Origin of the sequence: Streptomyces sp. NPDC048483 (assembly GCF_040651455.1) — a bacterium.
In the GTDB taxonomy this organism is placed as follows: Bacteria; Actinomycetota; Actinomycetes; order Streptomycetales; family Streptomycetaceae; genus Streptomyces.
In genome coordinates, this window is record NZ_JBEZJZ010000004.1 from 122,949 (window position 1) to 142,817 (window position 19,869).

A 19,869-nucleotide genomic window follows, 5' to 3' on the forward strand; every position below is an offset into this window, starting at 1 on the left:
GCCGCCCGCCATACTGGCGGGGTGTCGATGATCAGCAACCTCCGCAAGGCCGTCCGGCTGCCGCAGCCGCGCACCCGGGGTGTCGACCTCAGCCACCCGGCGCGCTCGCCCCTCGGCACCGCCGTGGTGAACTGCGCGGTGTACGTGGACGGGGTGCGGCAGGACGGCAACCACCCGGCCGATGCGGCGATACGCCGGGTCCGCGAATCCGGCAGTGGATTTGTCTGGATCGGGCTGCATGAGCCGTCCGAGAAGGAATTCGCCGGAATTGTCGAGCTGTTCGGGCTGCATCCGCTCGCCGTCGAGGACGCCGTCCAGGCCCACCAGCGCCCCAAGCTCGAGCGCTACGACGACTCGCTCTTCACCGTCTTCAAGACGGTCCGCTATGTCGAGCACGACCGGCTCACCGACACCAGTGAAGTGGTGGAAACCGGCGAGATCATGGTCTTCACCGGCGCCGACTTCGTGATCACCGTACGGCACGGCGGCCATGGCTCCCTCGGCCCGCTCCGCGAGCAACTCGAGTCCGTCCCCGAGCAGTTGGCGCTCGGCCCGTCCGCCGTCCTGCACGCCGTCGCCGACCTCGTCGTCGACGACTACCTCGACGTCACGGCCGCCGTCCAGGTGGACATCGACGACGTCGAGAGCGAGGTCTTCTCCGTACGGGGCGGCGGCGGGGCCGGCCGCATCTACCAGCTCAAGCGCGAGCTGCTGGAACTGCGGCGCGCGGTGGCCCCGTTGGACCGCCCGATGCAGGAACTGGCGACCCAGCCCATGGCGCAGGTCGAGCCCCGCATCAAAACGTACTTCCGCGACGTCGCCGACCACCTCGACCGGGTCACCGAGCAGATCACCTCCTTCGACGAACTGCTCAACTCCATACTCCAGGCCCATCTCGCCCAGGTCACCGTCGCCCAGAACGAGGACATGCGCCGGATCAGCGCCTGGGTCGCGATCCTGGCCGTACCGACCATGGTGTGCGGTGTCTACGGCATGAACTTCGAGTACCTGCCGGGGAAGGACTGGGTGTTCGGGTATCCGGTGGTGATGGCGGTGATCGTGGCGGTCTGCTGGGTCATTCACCGGGGGTTCAAGCGGAACGGGTGGCTGTAGGCCCTGTCGTCGCGCACCGGGCCGCGCCCCGGCGTAAAGCGCCGGCTCTGCGGTGGCGGCGTACCTACGGTGGCCCCATGACCGGCCTTCCTGTTCCCGTGCCCGAGGTGACCGTCAGTGTGCTGCTGAATCTCGGCGGCTGCGGGCCTTTTGCGCGTTTTGTCGCGGACTTCGAACCCCCTGGCCCGGAGGGCGGACTGGAGCTGCTCAACGCCGTGTCCGAGAAGCGGCTGCCCGCGGAGTTTCTCCCGACGATCCGGGAAGGCCTGCTGGCGGGGCTCGGCGGGGTGTCGGCCGCGGTGCTGCTCACGGACGGCTCCTTCCACGCGACGGACTCCTGGCACAGCGCCTACCGGCTCGGCGGGGAACAGGCCGGCCGGGCCGCGCTGATCGGCGCGGGCCTGCTGCCGCCGGAGGAGGCCGAGGCGCTGCGGTGGGCGCACTGGCCCGGCCGTCCCCGGCCGCGGCGCCCCAAGCGGGCACGCTGACCGCCCCGGCCGGTCCGCCCGCCCGGCTCCCGGCCAACGGCCGGAAACATGCCGGGGCCGCGCCGCTCCCGCCCCCTCGCGATCTGCGGGAGCGGCAGGGCCGGCAGGACGGCCGGGCCGGTGGCGGCCGGGACGGAGCCGAAGCACACACCGGCACGGGCTCGGCCGGGATCTTCGTCCCGACCGGCCCCTCGCCCTCGGCGATCAGCCGTACCCTCTGCTCGATGACCAGGTCCGCCAGGCCGGTGCGGGCGGCACTGCGCAGCGGCACAGTGCGCCGTACCAGGGTCATGCCCTGACGTATTCCACCGGTGACGCGAACATCCCATGTTTCGCGGGATCAAACGGCGCGGGCTAGCCTGAGGGCGCCGATGATCTCGGGAAACCCCCGGGAGACGTTGCCGGAGAGAGCCGAACGACCCATGGACATGCGAGCTCGGCGGCCCGCGCCCTGGCGGGGCCAGTGGCCGGTGATCGGTGCGGTGGCAGCGGGCGGCGGCATCGGCGCCTCGGCGCGCTACGGCGCCACGCTGCTCTGGCCGACGGCCGCCGGCGCCTTCCCCTGGACGACCCTGGCCGTCAATGCCTCCGGCTGCGCGCTGATGGGCGTCCTGATGGTGCTGATCACCGAGCTGGGGTCGCCGCACCGGCTGGTGCGCCCGTTCCTCGGCACCGGCATCCTCGGCGGCTACACCACCTTCTCGACGTACGCGGTGGACATCGAGCGCCTGGTGGACGCCCGGCGGGCCGCGCCGGGCCTGGTCTATCTGGCGGCCACCCTGCTCGCCGCGATGGCGGCCGTCTGGGGCGCGGCGGTCCTGACCCGCACCCTCCTCGGACTCCTTGGACTCCTCGAACTTCCCGGACAGAGGAGGCGGTCGGCATGACAGGGATCGGCGGTCCGGCGCTGCGGCTCACGGTGCTCGTCGGTGAACACGACGTGTGGCACCACAAGCCCCTCTACGCGGAGATCGTGCACCGCGCGCATACCGCCGGGCTGACCGGCGCCAGCGTCTTCCGCGGCATCGAGGGCTTCGGCGCCTCGTCCCTCATCCACACCCAGCGGCTGCTGTCCCTGAGCGAGGACCTGCCGGTCGCGGTCCTCGTCGTGGACACGGAGGAGCGGGTACGGGGCTTTCTGCCGCAGCTGGCGGAACTCGTGGGGGAGCGGGGCCTGGTGACCGTCGACCGGTGCGAGGTGATCTCGCCCGGCGGCCTGGCCGGCACCCGCGAGGCCGCTACGGACGACGCCGACGCCGACCCCGACGGCGGCCCGGTGGCGGGCGGCCGCGGGTGAACTGGCTGCTGGTGGTGGCCGGTGCCGTGGTCGGGGCGCCGCTGCGGTTTCTCACCGACCGCCTGGTGCAGTCCCGGCACGACAGCGTCTTCCCCTGGGGGACGTTCGCCGTCAATGCCGTCGGCTCGCTGATCCTGGGCCTGCTGACCGGCGCGGCCACGGCCGGCGCCGCCTCCTCGCACCTCCAGCTTCTCCTCGGCACCGGACTGTGCGGCGCCCTGACGACGTACTCGACCTTCTCCTACGAGACGCTGCGGCTGGCGAGGGACGGCGCCCGCCGCTACGCCGCGGCCAATGTCGTGGCGAGCGTGGTGTGCGGCCTGGGCGCGGCGTTCGCGGGGGTGGCCTGCGCACGGGCGCTGTGGGGCTGACCCGCCGCGTTCCGGTGATTCCCGGGGCCTCGCGGGTAGCCTCCGCGTATCCGGCGTGCCCGGCGGAACGGGGAGGGACCGTGGCAGAGGTGTTCCTGCGGCGTCTGACCAGGTGGCAGGCGGAGACCCAGCGGGAGTCGGTCGCCGCTCTGTATGCCGCGGTGCACCGCGGTCCGTTGGCCGCCGACGGTGCCCCGGACCGGGAGGCATTCCTGCGGCGGTTCGCCGGGCACGACGTCCAGCGCCCCGGCTTCGAGATGGTCATCGGCAGCGATCCGGCGCTGGTCGGCTGCTGCTACGGCTATCCGGCCGACCGGGAGGGCGAGGAGCGCGGGGAGTATCTCCTCGGGCTGCCGGGCGGGCTCTCGGAGGAGCTGCGCGAACCGGCCGCGACGGGGCGGCTGTTCCTGATCGCCGGGCTGATGGTGCTGGCCGCGCACCGGCGCACGGGAGTCGCCACCCGCCTCCAGGAGACGCTGCTGATCCGGAGCAACGCCACACTGGCCCTCGCCGTGCTCGCCGCGGACAACGCCCCGGCCAGGGCCGCATTCCGCTCCTGGGGCTGGCGGCCGCTCGACGGCGGGCCGCCACCGTCCGGCGGCGCCGGGCCCCAACGGCAGGCGTGGATCCGCCCGTTGCCGTAACGGGAGGGTCCCGGGCCCACAAGAAACCGGCACGCAAACAAGAAATCGGCACGCACATCGGCACACAAAAAAGCGCTGGGGCCCGGGAGAAGAACCTCACCGGGCCCCACCGCTGTCGTCGCGAACGCGTGGGAGGAACGCGGTCGCCGCCGGCGCCGCCATTGCCGCCGGCGCCGCCCGCGTTCCTGGCGCCGCCAGGCGCCCGAGGGCCGGCCGCCAGGTACCGGCCCTCGGCAGCCACGGCCGCAGTCCGTGGCCTCAGCCGCTGTCGCAGCTGGTCAGGGGGTGGATCAGCGCTTGAGGCCGTTGGCCCAGAGCTGGTCCACCTGGGCGCGCTCGTTCTCGTCCGGCTGGGTGTTCTGGCAGGACGTGCCGGGCCCGCCGCCGGACATCAGCTCGCTGCACGGGCCCTCGTAGTGGTCCGGCAGTCCCAGCACATGGCCGGTCTCGTGCGCCGTGACGCGGGTGGAGTTGTACTCCTGGTTCTGCTTGTAGTCCAGGAAGACGAACCCCTTGCCGTGGCCGTCCGTGCTGGCGTACGAGCCGCGCGGGTCGTCGCCCTCGCGGTACTGGAAGTCGCCGCCGCTGCCTTCCTGCAGCTTCACGTTCTGCACGGCGCCGTTCCAGATGGACGCGCTCTCGGCTATCTGGCCCTTGAACGTCGGCGCCGCGCTGGCGTCGTAGGTCACGGTGACCGACTTCAGGCCCGGGTGCGCCTTCATCTTGGCCAGGGCCGACTTCATGACGGCCTGGTAGAACGCCTTGGTGTCGGCCTTCTCGGCGGCCGAGCCGGTGTACGCGGCGACGGAGGCCCGCGTGCTCTGATGGGAGGAGGGGTGCGAGGAGGGGGAAGCTGCCGAGACCGGCGCCGCGGCTGCGAGCGCGGCGGCGAGGCCCAGGCCGAGCGCTGCCGACAGCGCCGTCTTGGGAGATCTCATGTGGGGGGCTCCTTAATTTCCGAGGGCCGCGGTCGCCGTGTGGGGCGGCGACCGGGGCCCTGCGGATTTCTTGGTGCCGTTGAGTCTGGACGGAGTTCACCCGTGGGGCGGAGATGTTAAGTGGCGATAGCACCAGGCAATACCCCTGCCAATAGCCTCGGAAAAAGACCAAGTTCGAGCAGGTTTGAGAGGCTGGTGTGACCGTTCCCGACGTTTTATGCTCCGGACGTGGAGCTCGAGGTAAGGCATCTTCGCGCAATATGCGCCATCGCCGACTCCGGCAGCGTACGCAAGGCGGCCCGGCAGTTGGGGATGACCCAGCCTTCCTTGACGACTCAGCTACGGCGCATCGAAAAAGCCCTGGGCGGCCAGCTGTTCTTCCGTGAACCGACCGGCAGCCGCCCCACGCCCCTGGGGCATTCCGTACTGTGCCGGGCCCGCCCGATAGTGGCCGAAATGCGCGCACTGGTCGACGAGATCGCCCATGCCTCCGTACGCGAACGGGGTGCGCGACTGCACATCGGCAGCACCAACAGCCGCGCCGTCGCCGGCTGGCTGCGCCGCCTGCGGGTCCGCCTCCCGGAGACGGACACGACCATACGGACCGATGTCTCGGCCAATGCGCTGCTGCAAATGGTCGCGATGGGCCAGCTCGACGTCGCGTTCGTGCACGAGGTCGAGGGCGCGCCGCTACGGGTCCCCGAAGGCCTGGTCGAGCACGAACTCATCGCCAGGGAACCGCAGTTCATCGCCCTGTCCGACACCCACCCCGCGGCCGCCCGCGCCGTCATCCACGTGCAGGACCTCGCCGACGACCAGTGGATGGTCGACCCGACCGTCGACGGCGAATGGGCGGGCCTGCGCCGCATCTGGACGGCCGCCGGGATCAACCCCCGGGTGGTGCACGGCGATTACCTCACCGCCGTCGACCTGGTCACGGCCGGCGAGGTGGTCACCCCCTGCCAGCCGACCGCCCGCTCCCGTCCCGGCATGGCCGTCCGCCCCCTGCACGGCGACCCCCTCGCCGTACGCCTCTTCATGGCCTGCCGCCCCGACGGCACCCCGGCGGCCCCCGCCGACGCCCTCTTCACCGACCTGACCTCGTCCTATATGGAGATCGCCTGGGCCAGCGACGCCTACCGCGACTGGCTCGTACGGCACGACGGCCCGCTGCCCCTGCCCATGCCCGCGGCCGCCGGATAGGCGCCCGGCCCGGCACGACGCGGGCGGCAGCCGGCTCCGGGGCCGCGCCGGATCCGCCACTCCCGGGGGAAACTTTCTGCACCCCGTTTCCCGAACCCCGAGGAGGAACCGCTCCGTGCAGCTGCCCCACATCCACCGCATCACCAAGTACGACCCCCGCGACCGTGACGCGCACGGCCGCTACACCGGCCCCGAGGACACCGACAGCGACCACGGCCCCGTGGAGGCGGCGTATCTGACCGCCGTCGCCGCCTTCGCCGCCGAGTCCGGCGTCCACCACCTGTCCGTACGCGAACCCGAGCACGCCGGTCACCCCGTCCCGGCCGGATTCCACGACGGGGCAAAGGTCCCGCTCCCCGCCGCCCTGGAACTGGTCCGCGGCATGCTCCGCGAGTCCGGGGGCTGGTGCCGCCTGGAGGCCGAGGGAACCTTCTTCGTCCACGTCGGCTGGGACCAGTACGTCTACGTCGGCAGCCACGCCCCCTGCCCCGAGGCCGTCACCCGCACCCGCGCCCTCGGCCTCTTCCCCGAGCCGCTCCCCGCCTCCCCGTACGCCTTCGATCCCGCCGCCCATGCGCCCGGCCCGCAACGCCCCGCCGACGACACCTTCTGGCGCCTCCTGGCCTGGCGCCTCATCTCCGGCGCCGCCCTCACCCTGGAGGAGAACCCCGTAGCGAACGCCGCCCGCCGGCACCGGCTCACCCGCGCCACCCTCGACCAGGTCCGCGCCGCCCTCACCCCCCGCGCCCAACTCACCGTCCTGGACGACGGCCGGCCCCTCCTGACCGCGGTCCTCCCCGACCCCGACGGCGTCCTCCGCGCCCGCTGGCGCCCCGAACCGGCCCCGGATGACGCCCGCTGGGCCGTCCTCATCACCATCCACCGCGGCGAGATCCGTACGGGCACGGTGACCCGGATCGCCCCCTTCGGCGCATTCGTGGACCTCGGCGGCCTGGAAGGCCTGATACGCATCCCCGAGATCTCCTGGCAGCACATCAGCCACCCCGGCGACGTCCTCGAGGTGGGCCAGGAGGTCACGGTCAAGGTGACCGACGTCGACCCCGGACGGGAACTGGTCTCCCTGTCACTGAAGCAGATCGAGGCCGAGGAAGCGCCGGACCCGGGCAGCGAGTGGCTCACGTCCTGGTCGCGCACCATGACGGCGGAACTGGCGGACCGCATGGCGGCCTTCGAGGCGACCTACGGCTATCCGCCCTCCGTGAACGAGGTGCGCCCGGCGTCCGACGACCAGTGCCTGGCCGCCGCCCTGCTGCGCCTCGCCCACCCGGACGCGTCGTCCCACCTGACCACGTTCTACGCCACCGTCCACGAGGTCTCCCTGCCGGACATCGGCAACGGCTATTTCCTCCACCCGCCCGAGCACGTACGCGCGGAACTGACCGCCGAAGGCCCGGTCCGCATCGGCCCGGACCCCGCACACACCGCGGTGGTCTTCGGCAGCGACGGCGGCGGCCTCCTCTTCGCCATCGACCGCCGCGGCCGCCTCCACCGCTCCCGTACGGCCTCCCGGGACGGCGAATTCGAGCCCCTCTGCGACACCCTTGAAGAATTCCTGACCGGGATCCGACGCGCCGTCTCCGGCCTCTCCGGCCTCTTCGGCGGCTAGGGCGGAGGTATCGGCCCGGGTGCCTGCGTACCGGGCGCCGGACGCCACAGCCGTCCGTCGGGCAGATTCTGATGAGCCCCCAGGAAGTAGTCGATGCCCTCCTCGAAGCGGAAGCCTCCCAGGCGCTCCTCCATCGACTGCCATATACCGGGAGGGACGGGATATACGCCGCGCATCATCCAGATGTCCTCACCCAGGGCGAAAAGGTCCCGGACGCTCAGAAGCTGCTCCTGTGTCAGCGAAACGCACACCCGGAGCCACTCATCAACCGTGTCGAACCCCTCCAGCTCCCAGGCGAGATTGCGGCCATCGGTAAAGGGATATGCATCGTTCACCGGCCCATGCTCTCAAAGCGCGTCATGCATGCTCAAAGCGCCCTTGAAGTACCCGTGCACCCTCGAAATGCCCGCAAAACGAAGACCGCACCCGCCCGTCACCACCGTCACAGAGGACGGCCGGTGCCGGGCCGGGTGCGGACAGGCAGGGCTGAGGGTGAGCTCAGGCCTTCTTGGTCTCCCAGAAGATCCGGTCGATCTCGGCGATGAGCTCGAGGGCCTTCTCGCCGGTCTTCGGGTCGTTGGAACCCTTGGCGGCGCTGAGGGCCTTGAGGGTGTCGTTGACCAGCTGGTGCAGCTCCGGGTACTTCTCGAAGTGCGGGGGCTTGAAGTAGTCGCTCCACAGCACCGAGACGTGGTGCTTGGCCAGCTCGGCGCGCTGCTCCTTGATCAGGACGGCGCGGGTGCGGAAGTCCGCATCCTCGTTGGCCTGGTACTTCTCCTGGACGGCCTTGACCGACTCGGCCTCGATACGGGCCTGGGCGGGGTCGTAGACGCCGCAGGGCAGGTCGCAGTGGGCGCTGACCTTGACCTTGGGGGCGAACAGGCGGGAAAGCATGTTCAGTCCTTCCTCGTGATCGTCTTCTCAGGTGCGAGATTACTCGGTGCGGGAAGGCTTTTCTCGGGCGCCCCGGGGGTCTTAGGGCAAAAGTCCAGTGCCAGGCTGGGACTGATGGAGGATGGACCGGTGAGCGGGTCGGACCGGGGCAAGGCCGGGAGGTACGGGATGCCGGAGCGGGTGCAGGAGCGCGGGCCGGAGCGGGAGCAGGAGCCTGCGGGCGGCGGGCCGCTGCGGGCGTTCGGGCTTGCCGAGGTCTACAACCCGTCGATGGTGCCGACGCTCCGGCCGGGTGACCAGCTGGTGGTGCACTACGGCGCGTCGGTGCGGCCCGGTGACGTGGTGGTGCTGCGGCATCCGTTCCGGCAGGACCTGCTGATCGTCAAGCGGGCGGTGGAGCGGCGCGACGGCGGGTGGTGGGTGCAGGGGGACAATCCCTACGTCACCAACGACAGCCGGGAATTCGGGGTGGTTCCGGATGAACTGGTCATCGCCCGCGCCCGGCTGAGGGTGCGGCCGCCGCGCGGGATTCAGCGGTCGCCGCGGGCGGCGCTCTCCTGGGTGCTCTCGGCGGTGCGGCCGGTACGGGCGGACCGTTCGCTCTCCAGGCGCTTGCGGGCGCGGTAGGCGGCGACGTTGGCGCGGGTGGCGCAGCGGTCGGAGCAGTAGCGGCGGGAGCGGTTGGTCGAGGTGTCGAGGTAGGCGTTGCGGCACGGCCGGGCCTCGCAGATGCCCAGCCGGTCGACGCCGAGCTCGGTCAGGTGGAAGGCCAGGCCCATGCAGGCGGTCGCGGTGTAGCTCGCGGTGGCGTTGGCGGCATGGTCGGCGATGTGCATGTGCCAGTTGGGGCGGCCGTTGTCGTCGCGGAATTCATGGCCGGAAATCTGCGGGCTGACGGGGAATTCCATCATCAGGGCGTTGAGGAGGTCCACGGCCAGGACCTCGTCGCCGGTGTCGGCGGCCTCGAAGACGGCGCGCAGCCGGGCGCGGACCGTACGCAGCCGCGTGACGTCGCTGTCGGTCGCGCGCCGGGCGGCCTGCTGGGACGGGCCGAAGAGTTCGCGCACCGCCTCGACCGTGGTCAGGGTGTCGCCACCACGCTCGGGCTGCTCGGTGTTGACCAGTCGCACGGCGAAGTCCGAGTAATAGGCCAGTTCCACTTGTAGTCCTTACGGGGTGGGAATAGGGTGCGGTTGTGCGCTGTTCGTAATAGGCGTTGCTGGTATGTGGGTATTACTAGGGTAGTACGGGCCGGAGGAGTTGCGATGACCGAGTCCATGACCGCGTCCACGACCGGGAGCCTGGCCGAAAAGACGGCCGGAAGCACGGCCGGGGCCGACTGGCACGCCTGGCAGACCAGCTGGGACCGGCAGCAGGAGTGGTACCTGCCCGACCGCGAGGAGCGGTTTGGGGTGATGCTCGACATGGTCGAGGCGCTGGTGGGCCCGGCCCCGCGGGTCCTGGACCTCGCCTGCGGTACGGGCAGTATCTCCGACCGGCTGCTGAAGCGGTTCCCGGAGGCCGAGAGTGTGGGGGTGGATCTGGATCCCGCGCTGCTGGCCATCGCGGAAGGGTACTTCGAAGGCGAGCGCCGGGTCCGGTTCGTACGGGCCGATCTCAAGGACCCGCAGTGGACGGCGAAGCTGCCGTACGCCTCGTACGACGCGGTGCTCACGGCCACCGCGCTGCACTGGCTGCACACCGACGACCTGCACGGGCTGTACGGACAGCTGGGCGGGCTGGTGCGGGACGGCGGGGTCTTCATGAACGCCGACCACATGCCGGACGCGACCACCCCGCGGATCAACGCCGCCGAGCGGGCGTTCCGGCATGCGCGGATGGACGCGGCGAAGGCGGCCGGTGCCGTCGACTGGGCCGAGTGGTGGCAGCTCGCCGCCGCCGACCCGCGGCTGGCCGGCCCGACCGCCGAGCGCTTTGCGATCTACGGCGAGCACGCGGACGGGGACACGCCGCCGGCCCAGTGGCACACCGAGTCCCTGCGCGCCGCGGGTTTCGCGGAGGCGCGGCCGGTGTGGGCCTCGCCGTCGGATGCGCTGGTGCTGGCGCTGAAGTAGGGCCCGCTCGGCGCGGCCGGAAGGGGAGCGCGCCGCCGCGGCAGCACCACGACCCGCGGCGGCGCCCCCTCCCGCAGGAGAGCGCGCCGCCGCAGCCACCGCGTGGGGTCTCGCCCCGCCGGGTTAAAGCACCTTGGACAGGAACGACTTCGTCCGCTCGTGCTGGGGGTTGCCCAGGACCTCGCGCGGGTGGCCGGATTCGACCACCACGCCGTCGTCCATGAAGACCAGCGAGTCGCCGACCTCGCGGGCGAAGCCCATCTCATGAGTGACGACGATCATCGTCATCCCGTCGGCGGCCAGGTCCTTCATGACGTCCAGGACGTCGCCGACCAGCTCCGGGTCGAGGGCCGAGGTCGGCTCGTCGAAGAGCATCAGCTTCGGCTCCATGGCCAGGGCGCGGGCGATCGCCACCCGCTGCTGCTGGCCGCCGGAGAGCTGCGAGGGGTAGCTGCCGGCCTTGTCGGCCAGGCCGACGCGGTCCAGCAACTTGGCCGCGCGCACCGCGGCGTTGGCCTTGGACTCGCCCTTGACCTGGACCGGCGCCTCCATGACGTTCTGGATCGCCGTCATGTGCGGGAAGAGGTTGAAGCGCTGGAAGACCATGCCGATGTCGCGGCGCCGGGCGGCCACCTCGCGGTCGCGCAGCTCGAAGAGCTTGCCGTTGTGCTCGCGGTAGCCGACCAGTTCGCCGTCGACCGAGAGCCGGCCGGCGTTGACCTTCTCCAGGTGGTTGATGCACCGCAGGAACGTCGACTTGCCGGAACCGGACGGGCCGATCAGGCAGAAGACCTCCCGGGGCTGCACCTCCAGGTCGATGCCCTTGAGGATGTGCGCCGCGCCGAAGGACTTGTGGACGTTCTCGGCCTTGACCATGGGGCCGCCGCTGGTGCCCGTGTCCTTGCTCGTGGTGATCTTGCTGGTCATCCGGCACCTCCGGCGGAGCGGTTGAAGCCGCCGGCCAGCTGCGCCTTGGCGCGCTGGAGCGGGGTGAGCGGGAGCTGGCGGCTGGAGCCGCGGGAGTAGTAGCGCTCCAGGTAGTACTGGCCGATGCTCAGGACGGTCGTGGCGATCAGGTACCAGGCGGCGGCGAGGATCAGCATCTCGACGACGACACCGGAGTCCCGTCCGACGTTCTGCGCGGCCTGCAGCAAATCGTAGTACTGGACGGCGATGACCAGGGACGACGTCTTCAGCATATTGATGACCTCGTTGCCGGTCGGCGGCACGATCACCCGCATCGCCTGCGGCACGACGATCCGGCGCAGCGTCCTGCCGTGGCTCATGCCCAGCGCGTGCGCCGCCTCGGTCTGGCCCTCGTCGACCGCGTTCAGACCGGCCCGGCAGATCTCCGCCATGTACGCGGCCTCGTTGAGCCCGAGGCCCAGCAGCGCGCACAGGAACGGGGTCATGAAGTCCGACCACTCGTCCTTGTAGATCGGCATGATGTCGATGTACCGGAAGACGAGGCCGAGGTTGAACCACAGGAACAGCTGGACATAGACCGGCGTACCGCGGAAGAACCAGACGTAGAACCATGCGACGGTCGAGGTCACCGGGTTCTTGGACTGGCGCATCACGGCCAGGACCACGCCGCCCACGATGCCGATGATCATCGAGAGCACGGTGATCAGCAGGGTGTTGCGCAGGCCCTTGAGGATGTCCCCGTTGAACATGTACTGGGGAATGGCGTCCCAGTTGACGTTCCCGGAGGCGAAGGCGCGGACGAGCAGGGCGAGCAGCCCGAGGACGACGATGGCCGCGATCCAGCGCCCGTAATGGCGGACCGGAATGGCCTTGATGGGCTCGGGCTGGGGCGGCGGGGCGTCCGCCGGCGGCTGGGCCGACTTGTCGACGTCAACTGGCACGGGTGTTGCCTTTCAGCGTGTGGCGGGAGGTGCGGACCGGAGGCAGTGCGGCGTGCGGCTCAGGTGCCGCCATTGAGCTGCACTTCCTTGACCGCGGCGTCCTTGACGTCCCACTTCTTGAGGACCTTGGCGTACGAGCCGTTCTTGATCGTGCGTGCCACCGCGGCCTTCAGCGCATCACGCAGCTTGGCCTGGCCCTTGGGGACCGCGATGCCGTACGGGGCGGCCTTGAGCGGGGCGCCGCCGACCATCTCGAAGTCCTTGCCGCCACCGGAGACATTCACCGCGTACGCGGCGACCGGGTAGTCGCTGGAGACGGCGTCCGCACCACCGGTGCGCAGCCGGGTCTGGGCCTCGGAGTCGTTGTCGAACGCCTCGATGGCGATGGCCTCGGAGCCGTTCTTCTTGCACTCCTTGGACTTCTCGTCGGCCAGGTCGTGCGAGACCGTCCCGCGCTGTACGGCGAGCTTCTTGCCGCACATCGTCTCCCAGCCGTCGATGCCGTTGCTCTTGCCCTTTTGCGTATAGAGCGAGACGCCGACATTGAGGTAGTCGATGAAGTCGACACCCGTACCGATCTTGTTGCCGTCGGAGATGCCCTCCTGGCGGTCCTTGGTGTCCGTCATCGCCGACATCGCGATGTCGTAGCGCTCGGACTTCAGACCGCCCATGAGGGTGTCGAACGTGGCGTTGTTGAAGTTGAGCTTGATGCCCAGCTCCTTGCTCATCGCCGCCGCCAGATCCGGGTCGATGCCCGCGATCTTGCCGTTCGTACGGAACTCCACCGGCTTGTACGTCATGTCCGAGCCGACCTGGAGGAAGCCCTTGTCCTGCACCGCCTTGGGCAGCATCTTGAACAGCGGCGCGTGCACATTGCGGTTCTTCTGTGCCTCGCGCCGGGCGATGGCCTCGTTCGTCTGGTCGCCGCAGGCGCTGAGCACCAGCATCGAGGCGACGACCGCGGCCACCGAGGCCACGGCTGTACGCGACCTGCCGGCGGCCGGGCGGCGGGTGGTACTTGCGGTCATGCTGATCCTCCTGCGGATGTAAGTGTCCGACGTGAGCAGGGGCCGGGTGGCAGGGGTCGGGCACACACCTTCGAGCGTCGCGACCTCGGGTTGCGTCGGAATCCTGCCACCCGGACTCCGGTATTCGGACTGCCGCGCAGGTCAAAATCGGATAACGGACGAGTGGGCCGGGCGTGTGGCCCAGATGGCCCAAGGGTGAACCGGTACGGGCGGGTCCGCACGGTGGACCCCGCCCGACCTGGGCCGTCTCGAATTTCGGACACATACGGGCGCCACTTCGGTGTCTTTGTATATTTCGCCGCTAATGTCGGATCCCTGTACCGGAGGGTAATGAATCTGACTCGTCGGCTCCGGCGCCCGTCCGGTAAAAAGGTTCGTTACACCCCTCATCCGGGGCTCAGGGCGCGTGTGCGGCGCGCCCGGCGTCCGTACCTCCCCCCGCGCGGCGGCCATCCGCCTCGCAGGGACCGGACGCGGTGCCCGCCCACCCCTCGACCAGGGAGTGGACACCCTCAACTGATGTACGAAGAAATAAAGGGGTTGGAACAAGTGGCAGCGGAGATCGTCAATCCTCGCAGCGACAGCAACACGGGCGCGGACGCGGGCTCGGCCGGAGATACGGACGGAGCCTTCTTCGACCCGGCCTTCGCGTTGCACCGTGGCGGCAAGATGGCCGTCCAGGCAACGGTGCCGGTCCGCGACAAGGACGACCTGTCCCTCGCGTACACGCCGGGCGTCGCCAAGGTGTGCAGCGCCATCGCAGAGCATCCCGAGCTGGTGCACGACTACACCTGGAAGTCCCAGGTCGTGGCCGTCGTCACGGACGGCACCGCGGTGCTGGGCCTGGGCGACATCGGCCCGGAGGCCTCGCTCCCCGTGATGGAGGGCAAGGCCATCCTTTTCAAGCAGTTCGGCGGTGTGGACGCGGTTCCGATCGCGCTCGCCACCACCGACGCCGACGAGATCGTGGAGACCGTCGTCCGGCTCGCCCCGTCCTTCGGCGGCGTGAACCTGGAGGACATCTCGGCGCCCCGGTGCTTCGAGATCGAGGCAAAGCTCAAGGAACGCCTCGACATCCCGGTCTTCCACGACGACCAGCACGGCACCGCCGTCGTCACGCTGGCGGCGCTGCGTAATGCCGCCAAGCTCACCGACCGCTCGCTCGGCCAGCTGCGCGCGGTCATCTCGGGCGCCGGTGCGGCCGGTGTGGCCATCGCCAAGATCCTCATCGAGGCGGGCATCGGCGATGTCGCGGTGTGCGACCGCAAGGGCATCGTGTCCACCGACCGCGGTGACCTCACCGAGGTCAAGCGCGAGGTGGCCGGCTACACCAACAAGGGGCAGCTGACCGGTTCGCTTCAGGACGCCCTGGACGGTGCGGACGTCTTCATCGGCGTCTCCGGCGGCACGGTGCCCGAGGAGGCGGTGGCGAAGATGGCGAAGAACTCGTTCATCTTCGCGATGGCCAACCCCAACCCGGAGATCCACCCGGACGTCGCGCACAAGTACGCGGCCGTGGTCGCCACCGGGCGCAGCGACTTCCCGAACCAGATCAACAATGTGCTGGCCTTCCCCGGCATCTTCGCGGGCGCCATGCAGGTGCGCGCCTCGCAGATCACCGAGGGCATGAAGCTCGCCGCAGCCGAGGCGCTGGCCGCCGTCGTCGCCGATGAACTCAGCGCCGACTGCGTCATCCCCTCGCCGTTCGACGAGCGCGTCGCGCCGGCCGTCACCGCCGCCGTCGCCGCCGCCGCCCGCGCGGAGGGCGTCGCCCGCCGCTGACCCGGCGGCCGTTCGTACGCCAACGGGCCGGGCCCGCACCTTCACCGGTGCGGGCCCGGCCCGTTGTGTGTGACGGTGCGGGCGCGGTGCGTGTCACACCCGTACGCGCTGTTGCGGCGCGCATCGGCGGCCTACGTTGGGATCATGTTTGCTGCCTACGCCGCCCGCATCGACCGCGACCAGCCCCTCAACGGCCTCGAACTGGGGGAGCGTCCCGCCCCCGAGGCCCGCCCCGGCTGGACCACCGTCAACGTCAGGGCCGCCTCCCTCAACCACCACGACCTGTGGTCGCTGCGCGGGGTCGGCATCACCGAGGCGTCCCTGCCGATGATCCTCGGCTGCGACGCCGCCGGCATCGACGCGGACGGCAACGAGGTGGTCCTGCACTCCGTCATCGGCCAGAGCGGCCACGGCGTCGGACCCGACGAGCCCCGTTCCATCCTCACCGAGCGCTACCAGGGCACCTTCGCCGAACAGGTCACCGTCCCCACCTGGAACGTCCTGCCCAAGCCCAAGGAGCTCTCCTTCGAGGACGCCGCCTGTCTGCCCACCGCCTGGCTGACCGCGTACCGGATGCTCTTCACCAACGCCGGCGTACGGCCCGGTGACAGCGTGCTGGTCCAGGGCGCGGGCGGCGGCGTGGCGACCGCCGCCATCGTCCTGGGCGCCGCCGCCGGGCTGCGGGTCTTCGCCACCAGCCGCGACGAGGCCAAGCGCAAGCGTGCCGAAGAACTGGGCGCCGAGGCGGCGTTCGCCACCGGCGAGCGGCTGCCGCAGCGGGTGGACGCGGTCATCGAGACGGTCGGCGCCGCCACCTGGTCCCACTCCATCAAGTCGCTGCGCCCCGGAGGCTCTCTCGTCATCTCCGGCGCCACCAGCGGTTTCACCCCGGAGCGTGGGGAGCTGAACCGGATCTTCTTCCTGGAACTCAAGATCGTCGGCTCCACGATGGGCACCAAGGACGAGCTCGCCTCGCTCCTCAGCTTCTGCGCGGCCAAGGGCATCCGCCCCGTCATCGACTCCACGCTGCCGTTGGACCGGGCACGCGAGGGCTTCGAGAAGATGGCGCAGGGCGATCTCTTCGGCAAGGTCGTACTGACGGTCTGAGGCGGCCGGCGGGCCGAGGGTATGAGGCGGCCGAGGGCATGAGGGGCAGGGCCCCGATGGCGGACGGATCCGGGAGCGGGACCATGCGGATACTGCGGGCCGACGGGCGCGTTGCCGTGCCCTGGAGCAACGGCGGCGGCGTGACCCGCGAGATCGCCGCCCACCCGCCCGGCGCCGGCTGGGACACCTTCGCCTGGCGGGTGAGCCTGGCCGATGTCACCCGCGACGGCCCGTACTCGCCGCTGCCCGGCATCCGGCGCATCCTCACCGTCATCGACGGCGGCGGCCTCGAACTGACCGTGGACGGCACGCCCCGTCTCCTCCCGGACCGTTTCCGCCCGTTCGCCTTCCCCGGCGGCGCCGCGACCGACTCCCGGCTGCTGGACGGCCCGGTCGTCAACCTCAATGTGATGGTGCGGGAGGGGTGGGCGCGGGCCGAGGTGGAGATGGTGCGGGGGAGGCGGGCGGTGCCGCCGGGCGATGTGCTGGTGGTGGCGCTCGAGGGCGCTACGCATGTGAGCGCGCCGGGGGAGCCCGGAGTGCGGCTGGCGCGGTGCGATGCGGCGCTGATCGCGGGGGCCGCCGGGGCGGGGGCCTGTACGCAGACCTGTACGGAGATCCTCACGGAGGGGGTGGCCGCGGTGATCACCTTGGCGGGGGGCGGCGGCGAGGGCGATGACTGAGCGGTCCGGTGCGACGGGCCGCGGGGGCCGGCGGCCGTCGGTGGTCGCACCGGATGCCGTACGGGCCAGGATCGGGCCGCCCCGCCGGCGGCGCCGGATGAGCCGGCGGGAGTGGGCCGTCGGGCTGCCGCTGATGGTGTTCTGCGGGGCGGTCCTGGCCGCGATTCTGCTCGCCACGCTGACGTATGCGCTGGTGGGGACGGATGCGCCGTTCCTCGTCAATGCCCGCGGACCGGCCAGGGGCCCGGCGCCGGCCGGTGCCCGGGTGGCGGCGGCCCTGCTGTTCGCGGCCACCGCGGCTGTGGTGTCGGCGGGCCTGTGGGCCGGACTGCGGCGCCGGTCGGCGCCCCCCTGCGTGGCGGTGGACGGCGAGGGCGTGTGGCTCACCCGTGGCCGATACGTCCAACAGGGGCTGCGCTGGGCCCGGATCGCGGCCGTCGAGGTGGCGGCGGACGACCTGCCGGGGGATGCGGGGGCTGTGGGGGACGCGGGGAATCCGGCCGGAGCCGTACGGGCGCCGTTCCTCGATCTGTATCCCGTCGAGCGGGCGCCGGACTCCTGCGGTCCGCTCGGCAGCCGCCTGATCACCGCCCGGCCGGCCGCGCGCGGGCTGCGCGGTCGCCGCTACGCTTTCGAACTCACCGGTGACGAAGGCGAGTTGGCGGCGCTGCGGGCCGCGCTGGAGCGGTGGGCGACGGGCCGGTTCAGCGGGCGCTGACGGGCCGGTCCTCGGACGCGCCCGCGCGGGCCAGCGCCTTTTTGCGTCCGGAGTCGAGTACGGCCAGCAGTGCGCAGCAGGCCGCGGTGGCGGCCCCCGCGACGAGGTAACACCAGGGACTGGCCAGGTAGTTGGCGGCCCGCATCGGGGTGCCGGTGTCGTCCCGGGTCAGCCGATAGAAGATCGCCATCGGCCCCTGCCAGAAGCCCAGCGCCAGCGTCAGGACGGACAGCAGCCGGTAATAGCCCTCGTTCACGATCGCATTCCTCCCGTGGTCGTGCGGAGGTGCCGGGCGCTTCCTCGCGGCGCCGCCCTCCGATGGATACGACTGTATCAATGAACCCGTGCCGAATCGACCACGTGCCTTGACTTACCGGCCTATCCTTGCTATTCGTCACGCTTCTCGTAGCGCGATAGGGTGGCTGCGTGCGTGACGAAAAGAAGGATCACGGGTGTCGGGTGTGCGGTGTGCCGCTGCCGGCGGCCGAGCGGGGGCGGCCGCCCGCCTACTGCTCACGGAGCTGCCGGGCCAAGGCGTACCGGCAGCGGCGGAAGGAACGGGTGGGGACGGCCGGGACAGCCGTGGAACCCCCGCCGCCGGGGGCCGCGGCGGACCGGCGGCGCCGCGAGATCGCCGAGGCGGTCTGGCGGATCGCGGCCGGGCGCGGCCTGGAGTCCGCCAGCATGCGCGAGGTGGCGGCCGAGGCCGGGGTGTCGCTGCGGGTGGTGCAGTACACCTTCGGCAGCAAGCAGCGGCTGCTCGTCGAGGCGCTGCGACTGCTCCACGAGGAGAACGACCGGCGCGCCCGCGCCCGGATCGAGCGGCTGCCGGACCCCACCGACCCGCGGGCGGTGCTCCGGGCCGTCCTGGGGGAGTTCCTGCCGCTCGACGGGCAACGGCGCACGGCGCTGCGGGTGTTCCTCGCGTATTACGTGCGCAGCCTGACCGACGCCGCCCTCGCCGAGGTCTTTCTGCACGGCGATCAGCCGCTGGAGGCGCTGGTCGCCGGCCTGATCCGGCAGGCGGGTGCGCCGCCGGGGGCCCCGGCGGCCGCCGGCCTCGACCCCGAGCGCGAGGCGGATCTGCTGGTGTCCGGCGTCACCGGGCTCGGCATGGACGCCCTGCACGGCCGCCGGACCCTGGCCGAGGTGCGGCGCACGGTCGACTACCACCTCGACCGGATCCTGGGCCCGGTGTAGCGGCCGGGCGCGGGTCGTGCACCGCGGAGATCTCGCCGTTGGCGCCCAGCCGGCGGGGATCTGGAGAGGACAGGTCTCAGGCTTCTTGGGGTGCGGCGGTCGCCGGGGCGGGAACATTGACCAGGCTCTTGTACAGCCGGTAGGGCGCCACGTCCGGCGCATCGGGGACCGCCGGGGTGGGCGTCACCCCGTCCATGGCCGCGATGGTCGCCCGTATCCGCGCCGACGCCCCGTGTGTCACGAATTCCTGCCAGGCCGAAATGCCCTCCCATTCCGCGTAGTTGAGCACCCGGCCGCCGTCCTGGCTCAGATGGAAGTGGGCGCCGAGCAGGCCCGGCACCTGCGCGCGGGTCAGCTCGTCGACGACGGTGTCGGCGAGGGCGCGCTGGACGTCCGGCCCGGCGGTGGCGAAGGCGGGTGTGACCAGGAGGTTGGGCCGGCCGACAGCCGGCTCCTGCGGTACGTAGCTGCGATACCGCCGATAACGCACCAGGCCGGGCCGCCGGATGCCCGGCAGCGCCTCATCGATACGGCTGACGGCGGCGGCGCGCCGGGTGCGCACCCATGCCCGGTGCGCGTCATCGCTCGCCCACTGCCCGTAGTTGAGGAGATGACTGCCGTCCGCGCTGAGAAAGATGCTGAGCGAGAGCATCGCTTCCGGACGTGACTGGTGCCCCCATTCATCGAGGATCGCGTCCGCGGCCGGCCGCTGGAGCGCGGCGTCCGGCACGATCCACGAGCTGACCAGGGCCGTGGCGGCGTCGGCGCGCGCAACGTCGGGGAAGTCGGTGGTGAGGGGGAGGCGGGGTGCTGATGTGGTGTCGTTCATGGGG

At 71.2% G+C, this 19,869-nt stretch carries 24 protein-coding genes; 15 read left to right on the top strand and 9 right to left on the bottom strand.

Annotated elements, in window-relative coordinates; translation table 11 throughout:
- Positions 1-27 precede the first annotated feature (27 nt).
- From AB0D04_RS03655 to AB0D04_RS03680, 6 genes are all read left to right on the top strand, one after another.
- The gene (locus AB0D04_RS03655; protein WP_362699101.1) at positions 28-1,113 is read left to right on the top strand and encodes a magnesium and cobalt transport protein CorA; all 1,086 of its coding nucleotides are present in this window, start codon (positions 28-30) and stop codon (positions 1,111-1,113) included.
- Between the two features lie 77 nt (positions 1,114-1,190).
- Positions 1,191-1,601, top strand: a complete 411-nt coding sequence (locus AB0D04_RS03660) for a hypothetical protein (protein WP_362698979.1) — start codon at positions 1,191-1,193, stop codon at positions 1,599-1,601.
- Between the two features lie 422 nt (positions 1,602-2,023).
- Positions 2,024-2,488, top strand: a complete 465-nt coding sequence (locus tag AB0D04_RS03665; RefSeq protein ID WP_362698981.1) for a CrcB family protein — start codon at positions 2,024-2,026, stop codon at positions 2,486-2,488.
- Positions 2,485-2,898 carry a DUF190 domain-containing protein gene (locus tag AB0D04_RS03670; RefSeq protein ID WP_362698983.1) on the top strand — a complete coding sequence of 138 codons (414 nt, stop codon included), beginning with the start codon at positions 2,485-2,487 and terminating at the stop codon, positions 2,896-2,898. Before AB0D04_RS03665 ends, AB0D04_RS03670 begins: the two co-directional genes overlap by 4 nt.
- A complete protein-coding gene (crcB, locus tag AB0D04_RS03675) occupies positions 2,895-3,269 on the top strand; it encodes a fluoride efflux transporter CrcB (RefSeq protein WP_362698985.1) in 375 nt (124 codons plus the stop codon). Before AB0D04_RS03670 ends, crcB begins: the two co-directional genes overlap by 4 nt.
- Positions 3,270-3,349: 80 nt before the next feature.
- On the top strand, positions 3,350-3,913 hold the full coding sequence (locus tag AB0D04_RS03680) for a GNAT family N-acetyltransferase (protein ID WP_362698987.1): 564 nt from the start codon (positions 3,350-3,352) through the stop codon (positions 3,911-3,913).
- A gap of 290 nt (positions 3,914-4,203) precedes the next feature.
- Here the strand turns inward: AB0D04_RS03680 and snpA are convergent, their stop codons facing one another.
- Complete coding sequence (gene snpA, locus AB0D04_RS03685; protein ID WP_362698989.1) at positions 4,204-4,851, bottom strand: snapalysin; 648 nt, start codon at positions 4,849-4,851, stop codon at positions 4,204-4,206.
- Positions 4,852-5,079: 228 nt separating this feature from the next.
- Between snpA and AB0D04_RS03690 the strand changes: the two genes are divergently transcribed.
- Both AB0D04_RS03690 and AB0D04_RS03695 read left to right on the top strand, forming a co-directional pair.
- A complete protein-coding gene (locus AB0D04_RS03690; protein ID WP_362698991.1) occupies positions 5,080-6,054 on the top strand; it encodes a LysR family transcriptional regulator in 975 nt (324 codons plus the stop codon).
- Positions 6,055-6,169: 115 nt separating this feature from the next.
- Positions 6,170-7,681: a S1 RNA-binding domain-containing protein gene (locus AB0D04_RS03695; RefSeq protein WP_362698993.1), complete on the top strand. Its 1,512-nt coding sequence runs from the start codon at positions 6,170-6,172 to the stop codon at positions 7,679-7,681.
- Here AB0D04_RS03695 and AB0D04_RS03700 read toward each other — a convergent pair.
- Together AB0D04_RS03700 and sodN are read right to left on the bottom strand one after the other, a co-directional pair.
- The gene (locus AB0D04_RS03700) at positions 7,678-8,016 is read right to left on the bottom strand and encodes a hypothetical protein (protein WP_362698995.1); all 339 of its coding nucleotides are present in this window, start codon (positions 8,014-8,016) and stop codon (positions 7,678-7,680) included. The two genes, AB0D04_RS03695 and AB0D04_RS03700, sit on opposite strands and share 4 nt — an antisense overlap.
- A 163-nt stretch (positions 8,017-8,179) precedes the next feature.
- Positions 8,180-8,575, bottom strand: coding sequence for a superoxide dismutase, Ni (sodN, locus tag AB0D04_RS03705; RefSeq protein ID WP_159470230.1), 396 nt, complete (start codon positions 8,573-8,575; stop codon positions 8,180-8,182).
- A gap of 168 nt (positions 8,576-8,743) precedes the next feature.
- Here sodN and sodX point away from each other — a divergent pair, with 168 nt between their 5' ends.
- The gene (sodX, locus tag AB0D04_RS03710) at positions 8,744-9,202 is read left to right on the top strand and encodes a nickel-type superoxide dismutase maturation protease (protein WP_362699103.1); all 459 of its coding nucleotides are present in this window, start codon (positions 8,744-8,746) and stop codon (positions 9,200-9,202) included.
- Here the strand turns inward: sodX and AB0D04_RS03715 are convergent.
- Positions 9,106-9,735, bottom strand: coding sequence for a CGNR zinc finger domain-containing protein (locus tag AB0D04_RS03715; protein ID WP_362698997.1), 630 nt, complete (start codon positions 9,733-9,735; stop codon positions 9,106-9,108). The genes sodX and AB0D04_RS03715 overlap by 97 nt on opposite strands.
- A 105-nt stretch (positions 9,736-9,840) precedes the next feature.
- Between AB0D04_RS03715 and AB0D04_RS03720 the strand changes: the two genes are divergently transcribed.
- Positions 9,841-10,650 (top strand): class I SAM-dependent methyltransferase, encoded by an 810-nt coding sequence (locus AB0D04_RS03720; RefSeq protein ID WP_362698999.1) that lies wholly within the window; start codon positions 9,841-9,843, stop codon positions 10,648-10,650.
- 123 nt (positions 10,651-10,773) lie between these two features.
- On the opposite strand, the gene AB0D04_RS03725 is transcribed toward AB0D04_RS03720, so the two are convergent.
- From AB0D04_RS03725 to AB0D04_RS03735, 3 genes are read right to left on the bottom strand one after another with little or no spacing between them, the layout of a single operon-like run.
- The gene (locus AB0D04_RS03725; RefSeq protein ID WP_362699104.1) at positions 10,774-11,526 is read right to left on the bottom strand and encodes an amino acid ABC transporter ATP-binding protein; all 753 of its coding nucleotides are present in this window, start codon (positions 11,524-11,526) and stop codon (positions 10,774-10,776) included.
- 47 nt (positions 11,527-11,573) lie between these two features.
- Positions 11,574-12,518 carry an amino acid ABC transporter permease gene (locus AB0D04_RS03730; protein WP_362699001.1) on the bottom strand — a complete coding sequence of 315 codons (945 nt, stop codon included), beginning with the start codon at positions 12,516-12,518 and terminating at the stop codon, positions 11,574-11,576.
- A 59-nt stretch (positions 12,519-12,577) separates the two neighbouring features.
- Positions 12,578-13,546 carry an ABC transporter substrate-binding protein gene (locus AB0D04_RS03735; protein WP_362699003.1) on the bottom strand — a complete coding sequence of 323 codons (969 nt, stop codon included), beginning with the start codon at positions 13,544-13,546 and terminating at the stop codon, positions 12,578-12,580.
- Positions 13,547-14,095: 549 nt separating this feature from the next.
- On the opposite strand from AB0D04_RS03735, the gene AB0D04_RS03740 reads away from it, so the two are divergent.
- From AB0D04_RS03740 to AB0D04_RS03755, 4 genes are all read left to right on the top strand, one after another.
- On the top strand, positions 14,096-15,328 hold the full coding sequence (locus tag AB0D04_RS03740) for an NADP-dependent malic enzyme (protein WP_362699106.1): 1,233 nt from the start codon (positions 14,096-14,098) through the stop codon (positions 15,326-15,328).
- 144 nt (positions 15,329-15,472) lie between these two features.
- A complete protein-coding gene (locus AB0D04_RS03745; protein WP_362699005.1) occupies positions 15,473-16,435 on the top strand; it encodes a zinc-binding dehydrogenase in 963 nt (320 codons plus the stop codon).
- Positions 16,436-16,518: 83 nt separating this feature from the next.
- On the top strand, positions 16,519-17,118 hold the full coding sequence (locus AB0D04_RS03750) for a HutD family protein (protein ID WP_362699007.1): 600 nt from the start codon (positions 16,519-16,521) through the stop codon (positions 17,116-17,118).
- Positions 17,111-17,836: a hypothetical protein gene (locus tag AB0D04_RS03755; protein ID WP_362699009.1), complete on the top strand. Its 726-nt coding sequence runs from the start codon at positions 17,111-17,113 to the stop codon at positions 17,834-17,836. The genes AB0D04_RS03750 and AB0D04_RS03755 overlap by 8 nt, the downstream gene beginning before the upstream one ends.
- Here the strand turns inward: AB0D04_RS03755 and AB0D04_RS03760 are convergent.
- Positions 17,823-18,092 (bottom strand): hypothetical protein, encoded by a 270-nt coding sequence (locus AB0D04_RS03760; RefSeq protein WP_362699011.1) that lies wholly within the window; start codon positions 18,090-18,092, stop codon positions 17,823-17,825. The genes AB0D04_RS03755 and AB0D04_RS03760 overlap by 14 nt on opposite strands.
- A gap of 170 nt (positions 18,093-18,262) precedes the next feature.
- Between AB0D04_RS03760 and AB0D04_RS03765 the strand changes: the two genes are divergently transcribed.
- The gene (locus tag AB0D04_RS03765; RefSeq protein WP_362699013.1) at positions 18,263-19,036 is read left to right on the top strand and encodes a TetR/AcrR family transcriptional regulator; all 774 of its coding nucleotides are present in this window, start codon (positions 18,263-18,265) and stop codon (positions 19,034-19,036) included.
- A gap of 76 nt (positions 19,037-19,112) precedes the next feature.
- Here AB0D04_RS03765 and AB0D04_RS03770 read toward each other — a convergent pair whose 3' ends face one another.
- Complete coding sequence (locus tag AB0D04_RS03770; protein ID WP_362699015.1) at positions 19,113-19,865, bottom strand: antibiotic biosynthesis monooxygenase; 753 nt, start codon at positions 19,863-19,865, stop codon at positions 19,113-19,115.
- Positions 19,866-19,869: the final 4 nt, after the last annotated feature.